This window comes from Microcoleus sp. CAWBG640, from assembly GCF_020883015.1.
GTDB classification, from domain to species: domain Bacteria; phylum Cyanobacteriota; class Cyanobacteriia; order Cyanobacteriales; family Microcoleaceae; genus Microcoleus; species Microcoleus anatoxicus.
On record NZ_JAHRFC010000003.1, the window covers coordinates 174,006 to 182,035 of the forward strand.

Genomic DNA, 8,030 nt, shown 5'->3' on the forward strand with positions numbered 1-8,030 from the left:
TAAAATCACAAGTCAGCAGCAAGGACAAACCGATGGCGAACTCAACTCTTAGTCTAGAAAATCAACTTTACGATTATCTATTATCTATTTCCCTGCGGGAGCCAGATATTCTTCAGCAACTGCGAGAAGAAACTGCTAAACATCCTATGGGTATGATGCAAATCGCTCCTGAACAAGGTCAGTTTATGGAGATGCTGGTGCAACTCATGGGAGCGACAAAAACCTTAGAAGTTGGGGTGTTTACGGGATATAGCTCCCTGTGCGTAGCTTTAGCACTACCTTCCAACGGGAAAATTGTGGCTTGTGATGTCAGCGAAGAATATACGGATATCGCGCGTCGCTATTGGGCAGCAGCGGGTGTCGCCCACAAGATTGCTTTGCACTTGGGCCCGGCAATTCATACTCTCGATCAGCTTATCGCCGAAGGACAAGCAGGAACTTTTGATTTTGCTTTCATTGATGCGGATAAAGAAAATTATGAAGCTTATTTTGAGCGATCGCTCCAACTGGTACGGAATGGCGGCCTAATTGTAATTGACAATGTTCTGTGGTCAGGACGAGTTGCCGATCCTCAAGTACAAGACCAAAGTACCCTAGCCCTTCGTAGTTTCAACGACAAATTGCGTAACGATCCCAGAGTAACTCTCAGTGTGATCCCGATTGCTGATGGACTAACTTTGGCATTGAAACGCCGCTGGGCTACGATGATGGAACCTCAACAAAATTAAACCGTTGTTTGCGGTTTATGGTGGATTTTTAAATTACTCATAAAAAATACTCGGTAAGTGGGAAACTCAGTGGCTTCAGCCCTGAGAGGGAAACGACCCGGCGGTTTCAACCGCCTTGAATCCCCTTGCGGGGTTGGAGGGGTATGGTTGCCCCTCCGGTTTTCTCTTGCGAGTAATGTTAGCTTCGCCAAAGTTATAAGGGCTTGTTAAGCTTGCAACGACGATTTTTTCTCATAAACCGGGTTTTTTGCCTAATTCCTATCTATTTTAATTTACTGTATCCTAGAATACAATTCATCGCAACCTTAAAAAAAATATACATACATTAACAAAGTAAATGTACGAGCGCCCAGATGTTGAGAGCTTATTGACAATAGATTTGCAGGCCCCCCGATCGCCCTTCACTACAGCCCTTACCCTACAAGTCTTAGTTTGAACCAGTTTTGATAAGCAAACCAGCAGGCTATTGCCAAGCCTTCCTTATTGATAGGCTCATCCGAAAACATTTACTTATCAGTCAAATTTAATAATTGTTTTAGAATTACTGCCAGAGTACGGTAGACTTGATTATCAAGCCAAAAAAACGTGGGGATCGCAACCAGCGTCGCTCACACAACAGGGCTGACCCCAATATCGATTTAATCAAAACAGTCAAATCAGTAAGGATACTCCAAAGACTTATGCTAACCATAAATCTTGGACTCCGTACTGCTAACCTGCGCTCAAAAGAGTTCGCTAAACCCCAATTAGCAAACACCAAAAAAGCGCATTGATAAACTTCAGTGATGTCGTTACAGAAGATTATGGATTGCAGCGAGGCTAGGCTATGACAAAATTTTCAGAGAATTTTTCCAGACGTAAATTTATCGTCACCGCAGGTGCATCTGCTGTCAGTTCAATACTACTCAAAGGCTGTCTGGGAAATCCCCCAGAACCCACTGGTAGTGCTGGCGCTGGTAGCAATGCTGGCTCTGGAGCAACTCCTGTGGCAACATCACCAGTGGCGGTGGCTAACGAGAAAAGAGTCGAAGGAATTGAAAGCACTAAGATCAGCTTGGGATACATCCCCATCGTCGAAGCAGCACCTTTAATCATTGCCCAAGAAAAAGGCTTTTTTGCCAAGTATGGCATGACGGATGTCGTAGTTGCGAAACAAGCCAACTGGGGTTCGGCCAGAGACAACGTAGAAATCGGATCGGCAGGCGGTGGGATTGACGGTGGTCAGTGGCAAATGCCCATGCCTTATCTAATTAGTAAAGGTCTGATTACTAAAAACAGCGTCCAAATCCCAATGTATATTCTGGCGCAGTTAAACACTCAGGGAAATGGAATTGCGATCGCGGGCAAACACCAAGGCAAAGGCCTCGGACTTAAACTAGATCAAGCTGCCCAAGATTACATTAAAGGCCTCAAGGCAGCAGGCACTCCCTTCAAAGCAGCTTACACCTTTCCCAAAGCCAACCAAGATTTGTGGATTCGCTATTGGTTAGCCGCCAACGGCATCAATCCCGATGCAGATGTCGAGTTGCTGACAGTACCCGCAGCCCAAACTGTCGCCAACATGAAAACCGGCAGTATGGACGGTTTCAGCACCGGCGATCCCTGGCCTCTGCGGATTGTCAAGGAAAAAATCGGCTTCATGTCAGCCCTGACTGCCGAAATGTGGAAAGGTCATCCAGAGGAATATCTAGCAATTCGTGGCGACTGGGTAGACAAGCACCCGAAAGCCACCGAAGCCTTGCTAGCAGGACTAATCGAAGCACAACAGTGGTGTGACAAGCCCGAACATCGAGCCGAATTGGTGGCAATTGTTTCTGGCAAAGGCTTCTTTGACGTACCTTCGGAAGTTTTGACACCTTCCTATGAAGGCAAGTACGTCATGGGCGACAGCAAACCAGACATCAACGACTTCAAGATGGGCCCGCTGTATTGGAACGATGGTATCGGCAACGTTTCTTATCCCTACGCAAGTCACGATTTGTGGTTCTTAACCGAAAGCATTCGCTGGGGTTTCTTGCCAACAAAAACTTTGGCAGAGAAGAAAGAACTGGTCGGTAAAGTCAACCGTGGCGACTTATGGAAAGCAGCAGCCAAATTAGCAGGAGTTCCTGAAGCTGAGATTCCCAAAAGTACGTCTCGCGGCATTGAGAAGTTCTTTGACGGCAAAGAATTTAACCCAGAAAAGCCAGAAGATTATCTCAAGAGTTTGGCAATCAAAAAAGTGTAATGGGGTAAAAGCTTCCCATAATTTAGGATCGAAAACCAACAACAGAAATTAGGAGATTAGCAGCATGGCTGTGAGCACAAGTCGAAAGGGCGGAGTCGATGTCCAAGGAGCATTTGGTGAGTTTTGGAAGAAGAATTCCCAGAATATCTTGCCGCCAATTTTGGGATTACTTGGATTTCTGTTTATTTGGCAATTCTTGTCTAGCACTGGACTTATCAAACTGCCGCCACCGACGAGCGTTTGGACTGATGAACGGACGCGGATTTTGCTGATGTATCCTTTTATGAACTCCAAAACTTACGGAGTCGGCTTGTTTTGGCAGACTTTGGCGAGTTTGGAACGGGTGGCAAAAGGCTATACCCTGGCTGCGATTGTGGGAATTAGCATGGGAGTTGTGGTAGGTACTAATCCTTTCTTGAATAAGGCTTTAGATCCAATTTTCCAGTTTTTGCGGATGGTAGCGCCTTTGGCTTGGGTACCGATCGCCCTGGCTGCATTACAACAAAACGAACCTGCTGCTTTGTTCGTAATTTTTATCACTTCAGTGTGGCCGATTTTGATCAACACGGCGGAAGGTGTGCGCCAAATTCCCGATGACTACAACAACGTGGCGAAAGTGCTGCAACTTACTCGGAAAGAGTATTACATCAATATTTTGTTTCCGTCAGCACTTCCTTATATCTTCACAGGATTGAGAATTGCGATCGGTTTGGCTTGGCTGGCGATTATTGCTGCGGAAATTGTGATGTCGGGGATTACGGGTATTGGTTTCTTTATTTGGAATGCTTACCAACAAAACTACATCAGCGAAATTCTATTAGCGGTGTTCTATATTGGGGCAGTTGGTTTGATGCTCGATCGCATGATGGCTTGGTTGCAGCAAAAAATTGCTCCTAGTCAAGGAAAGTAGTTTCTACTTAACCAGGCAAATCTACTCGTTTCCAGGCTCTGCCTGGAAACGCAGATCCAGAGGCTCTGCCTCGAATTTTACTCCTAGACAAGTGAGGCAGAGCCTCTAGACATGGGTTCCCAGGCAGAGCCTAGGAACCAGTTAAACCAGTTAACCAGGCTCTTCCTAGGAACCAGTTAAAATAGATCGAAGTCCCCCTTATTAAGGGGGATTTAGGGGGATCTAGACTCGACTAAAAGCGACATTATCTAGCTAAAAAACCAACCTACAAAAAAAAAAGGCAAGAAAATCATGTCTGTTTTGATTGCAGTAGAACAACTCCAAAAAGTTTTTAATCTATCAGACGGTGGCACATACGTTGCGCTCAAAGGCATCGATCTGGAGATTAAAAAAGGCGAATTTATTTCCTTAATTGGACACTCTGGCTGTGGGAAATCTACGCTGCTTAATATGGTGGCTGGTTTGGATTTGCCTACAGAAGGGCTGGTGACTATCGAAGGACAAAGAATCACTCAACCTGGCCCCGATCGCATGGTAGTCTTCCAAAACTATTCGCTCCTACCTTGGCGAACAGTCAGGGAAAACATTACCCTAGCCGTAGACTCAGTGATGAACGGCTTACCCAAAGCCGAACGCCTCGATATCATTCAAAAGCACATTGACATGGTAGGCTTGGGCCCCCACTCGGAGAAACAGCCTGCACTGCTTTCCGGCGGACAAAAACAGCGCGTGGCGATCGCCCGTGCCCTCGCCCTGCGTCCTAAACTGTTACTCTTAGACGAACCCTTCGGCGCCCTCGATGCCTTAACTCGCGGCAACTTGCAAGAAAAGTTGATGGAAATTTGCCAAGAGTATGAAATCAGCGCCCTGATGGTGACTCACGATGTGGACGAAGCGGTATTGCTGAGCGATCGCATCGTCATGCTCACCAACGGCCCAGAATCGAAGATTGGCGGGATTTTGGAAGTAGACATCCCCCGCCCCCGCAAGCGGATGGAAGTAGTCTCACACCCCAGTTACTACGCTCTACGCAGCGAAATGATTTACTTCCTCAACCAGCAAAAACGGGTGAAAAAACTGCGGGCGCGGAAAGTACCGGCGATCGCCCGTCATGGACTGGAAAAAGTCAACCTAGAACTAGGCTTCGTCCCCCTCGCAGCCTGCGCTCCCCTAGCCGTCGCCAAAGAAAAAGGCTTTTTTGCCAAGCACGGCCTCGATGAAGTCCACCTGGTGCGCGAAACAAGCTGGCGCGGCATCGTAGACGGCATCGCCGCAGGTTACTTAGACGCAGCCCAAATGCCTTCTGGCATGGCAATGTGGTTGAGCTTGGGGGCGCACCAAGAGAAGCCCATACCGACGGTTACAGCCCTCACCATGAGCCGCAACGGTAACGGAATTACCCTCGCCAAGCGGTTTTACGACCAAGGGATCTACACTCTGGCAGACTTTAAGCAAATGCTGCAAAGAACCCCGGCCCAAACTCACCGCATGGGAATCGTTCACCCTTCTTCCATGCACAACCTGCTGCTACGCTACTGGCTGGCTTCCGGCGGCATTGACCCAGACCATGATGTCTTGCTCAAAAACATCCCTCCAGCCCAAATGATCGTGGACTTACAAGGCGGCACCATTGACGGTTTCTGCGTCGGCGAACCTTGGAACTTGCGCGCCTCTATGGAAGGAGTCGGCTTTACCGTGGCGACAGATTTGGAATTGTGGCCCGGACACCCCGCCAAAATTCTGGGGGTGCGGGAAGACTGGGCTAATGCTTATCCCAACACTCACATTGCTCTAGTCAAAGCTTTGCTGGAAGCTTCTCACTATTGCGCCGATCCAGCTCACGCTGCTGAGGTTTCGGAAATTGTCGCGGGACGGGAGTATGTCGCCACGGACAAAAATTACATCCAACTAGGCGATCCCAAATCTAATGCTTGTAACCTCGACAGTCCGATGCGGGAATACGCCCACCATTTGTTCTGCGGAGATGGGGTGAACCGTCCCAGCCGTACTGAACAACTGTGGCACATGGTGCAGATGGCGCGCTGGGGCGATACTGTGTTTCCCCGCAACTGGGTGGAAATTCTGGAACGGGTTGTTAGAGTCGGCGCTTTCAGCACGGCGGCGAGAGAGTTGGGAATGTCGGATATTACTTATACTCGCGGTTCTCTTCCCTTGTTTGATGGCTTGGTGTTTAATGCTGACGATCCAATCGGCTACCTCAATAGTCTGAAAATTAAACGCGATTTCACGATGGCTGAGGTGATACTCGATTCCGGCCGCAGAGCAGCTTAGAGCGGTTTTAAGTTACATAAAAATAGAGTAATTGCTAATTGTTATTTGTTAGTTAGTAATTCCCTATTCCTGACCTCTGTTACATCAGTTAAATCCGTTGAGCGAATCCGTTGCCGAACTTCCGTCGCCTATCACCCACTAACAAATTGCAAAGCCATGATTAACACCACGAAAAACAATACCGAAACCAAAACTTTAAACCAGAAAGGGAACGATCGCCGTCAGCCTTTTTTGTCGATCCAAAATGTTTACAAATCCTATCCAAACGGTTACAGGGCTTTAGAAAACGTCAACTTGAATGTAGCTGAGGGAGAGTTTATTACCCTGATTGGACACTCCGGTTGTGGTAAGTCAACTCTGTTAAACATGGTGTCTGGTTTTAGCACTCCCAGTCAGGGTAGCGTGACGATTAACGGGGAGAAAATTACCAAGCCAGGACCCGATCGCATGGTGGTGTTTCAGGGTTATGCTTTGCTACCTTGGCGAACGGTGTTTGAAAATGTTTATCTAGCTGTTAATGCTGTATTTCCCCATAAGTCCAAGGTGGAAAAAAATGCGATCGTCAAAGACCATTTGGCGATGGTGGGATTGACAGAAGCTGCGGAAAAAAGACCGCCGCAAATTTCCGGGGGGATGAAGCAGCGGGTTTCCATCGCCCGCGCTTTGGCCATTCGCCCGAAAGTGCTGATTTTAGATGAACCTTTTGGTGCTTTGGATGCAATTACTAAGGAGGAATTGCAGGAAGAGTTGCTGAAAATTTGGAACGATCACCGTTGTACGGTGTTGATGATTACTCACGATATTGATGAAGCGTTGTTTTTAGCCGATCGCCTGGTGATGATGACCAATGGCCCGTCGGCTACCATTGGCGAAGTTTTGGAGATTCCGTTTCCGCGTCCGCGCGATCGGGTACAAATTATGGAAGATCCAGAATACTACAATTTGCGGAACTACGCTCTAGATTTCTTGTTCCGTCGCTTTGCTCACGATGACGATGCTTAGTCGATCGGGTAATAGTCATGAAAAATGGGGCATCTTGAACAACTTAAGCTTCAGCATTCCCCATTTTCAGGGGAATATTGCTGAAGCTTAACTATTGGTGAGAAGTTTTTTCTGACCATCCGGATCTTTTTCTCAACTTTTACGTCTAGCTGTGCAGAGACCTAATTGCCTAGCTGTTCGTAAGCTGGCATGAACTGAGACCACCTTTGATGAAGGGTGGGCTCTTTTTTTATGTTATTGGGTATTTTTGCTAAATTGATGGTGTGTGCATTCCACCATTTTAAGTGGCACATTGCGGGTCATTGATTCCTGTTTGATGGATTATAGCCCTTCGAGCTCTCCTATGAGGTAAGAGCGAGAATTGGTAATAGGTAATTGGTAATATAGCAATCCTAAATCATTTGTGAATTTCTTACTCCCGGACCTTAATAAGGGGAGGGTTGGGGTGGGGTAAAAACTTTACGACTCATTTAGGACTGCTATATAGCAATCCTAAATCATTTGTGAATTTCTTACTCCCGGACCTTACTAAGGGGAGGGTTGGGGTGGGGTAAAAACTTTACGACTCATTTAGGACTGCTATAGATAATTAGTAATGCCATATACCCTATGCCCCATTATATCAAATTCGTCAGAGAAATTGTTGATTTGGCTGCAACTACCATAAATTGTATCTCCTGAAATCATGCTTAGGAATACTTAATATTCATATTGATAGGTAAGCGGATAGTAAAAGTAGAACCTACACCCACTTGACTTTCCAAGGAAATACTACCACCCATCATGTGACAAAAACGCTGGCTGATTGCTAGTCCCAAACCCGTGCCTCCATACTTGCGCGTAGTAGAAGCATCTGCTTGGGTAAAGGGTT

The 8,030-nt window shown here is 46.9% G+C and carries 6 protein-coding genes; 5 read left to right on the top strand and 1 reads right to left on the bottom strand.

The genetic code is table 11. The features are described from left to right. Window positions 1-32 precede the first annotated feature (32 nt). The 5 genes from AAFP11_RS03140 to AAFP11_RS03160 all read left to right on the top strand — a co-directional run bounded on the left by AAFP11_RS03140 (window position 33) and on the right by AAFP11_RS03160 (window position 7,159). Window positions 33-728: a class I SAM-dependent methyltransferase gene (locus tag AAFP11_RS03140; protein WP_341735707.1), complete on the top strand. Its 696-nt coding sequence runs from the start codon at window positions 33-35 to the stop codon at window positions 726-728. Between the two features lie 826 nt (window positions 729-1,554). Beyond that, window positions 1,555-2,955 (top strand): CmpA/NrtA family ABC transporter substrate-binding protein, encoded by a 1,401-nt coding sequence (locus tag AAFP11_RS03145; protein ID WP_341735708.1) that lies wholly within the window; start codon window positions 1,555-1,557, stop codon window positions 2,953-2,955. 64 nt (window positions 2,956-3,019) lie between these two features. Next, window positions 3,020-3,865 (top strand): nitrate ABC transporter permease, encoded by an 846-nt coding sequence (ntrB, locus tag AAFP11_RS03150; RefSeq protein ID WP_341735709.1) that lies wholly within the window; start codon window positions 3,020-3,022, stop codon window positions 3,863-3,865. A 291-nt stretch (window positions 3,866-4,156) separates the two neighbouring features. Further along, a complete protein-coding gene (locus AAFP11_RS03155) occupies window positions 4,157-6,157 on the top strand; it encodes a nitrate ABC transporter ATP-binding protein (protein WP_341735710.1) in 2,001 nt (666 codons plus the stop codon). Between the two features lie 156 nt (window positions 6,158-6,313). Next, on the top strand, window positions 6,314-7,159 hold the full coding sequence (locus tag AAFP11_RS03160) for a nitrate ABC transporter ATP-binding protein (protein ID WP_341735711.1): 846 nt from the start codon (window positions 6,314-6,316) through the stop codon (window positions 7,157-7,159). 689 nt (window positions 7,160-7,848) lie between these two features. Here the strand turns inward: AAFP11_RS03160 and AAFP11_RS03165 are convergent. After that, window positions 7,849-8,030: ATP-binding protein (locus AAFP11_RS03165; RefSeq protein ID WP_341735712.1), on the bottom strand; the 182-nt coding region annotated here is incomplete at its 5' end.

What these genes read in the sequence shown, in the direction of transcription:
- AAFP11_RS03140 (WP_341735707.1), top strand. Translation starts at nt 33, where the DNA reads ATGGCGAACTCAACTCTTAGTCTAGAAAATCAACTTTACGATTATCTA.
- AAFP11_RS03145 (WP_341735708.1), top strand. Translation starts at nt 1,555, where the DNA reads ATGACAAAATTTTCAGAGAATTTTTCCAGACGTAAATTTATCGTCACC.
- ntrB (WP_341735709.1), top strand. Translation starts at nt 3,020, where the DNA reads ATGGCTGTGAGCACAAGTCGAAAGGGCGGAGTCGATGTCCAAGGAGCA.
- AAFP11_RS03155 (WP_341735710.1), top strand. Translation starts at nt 4,157, where the DNA reads ATGTCTGTTTTGATTGCAGTAGAACAACTCCAAAAAGTTTTTAATCTA.
- AAFP11_RS03160 (WP_341735711.1), top strand. Translation starts at nt 6,314, where the DNA reads ATGATTAACACCACGAAAAACAATACCGAAACCAAAACTTTAAACCAG.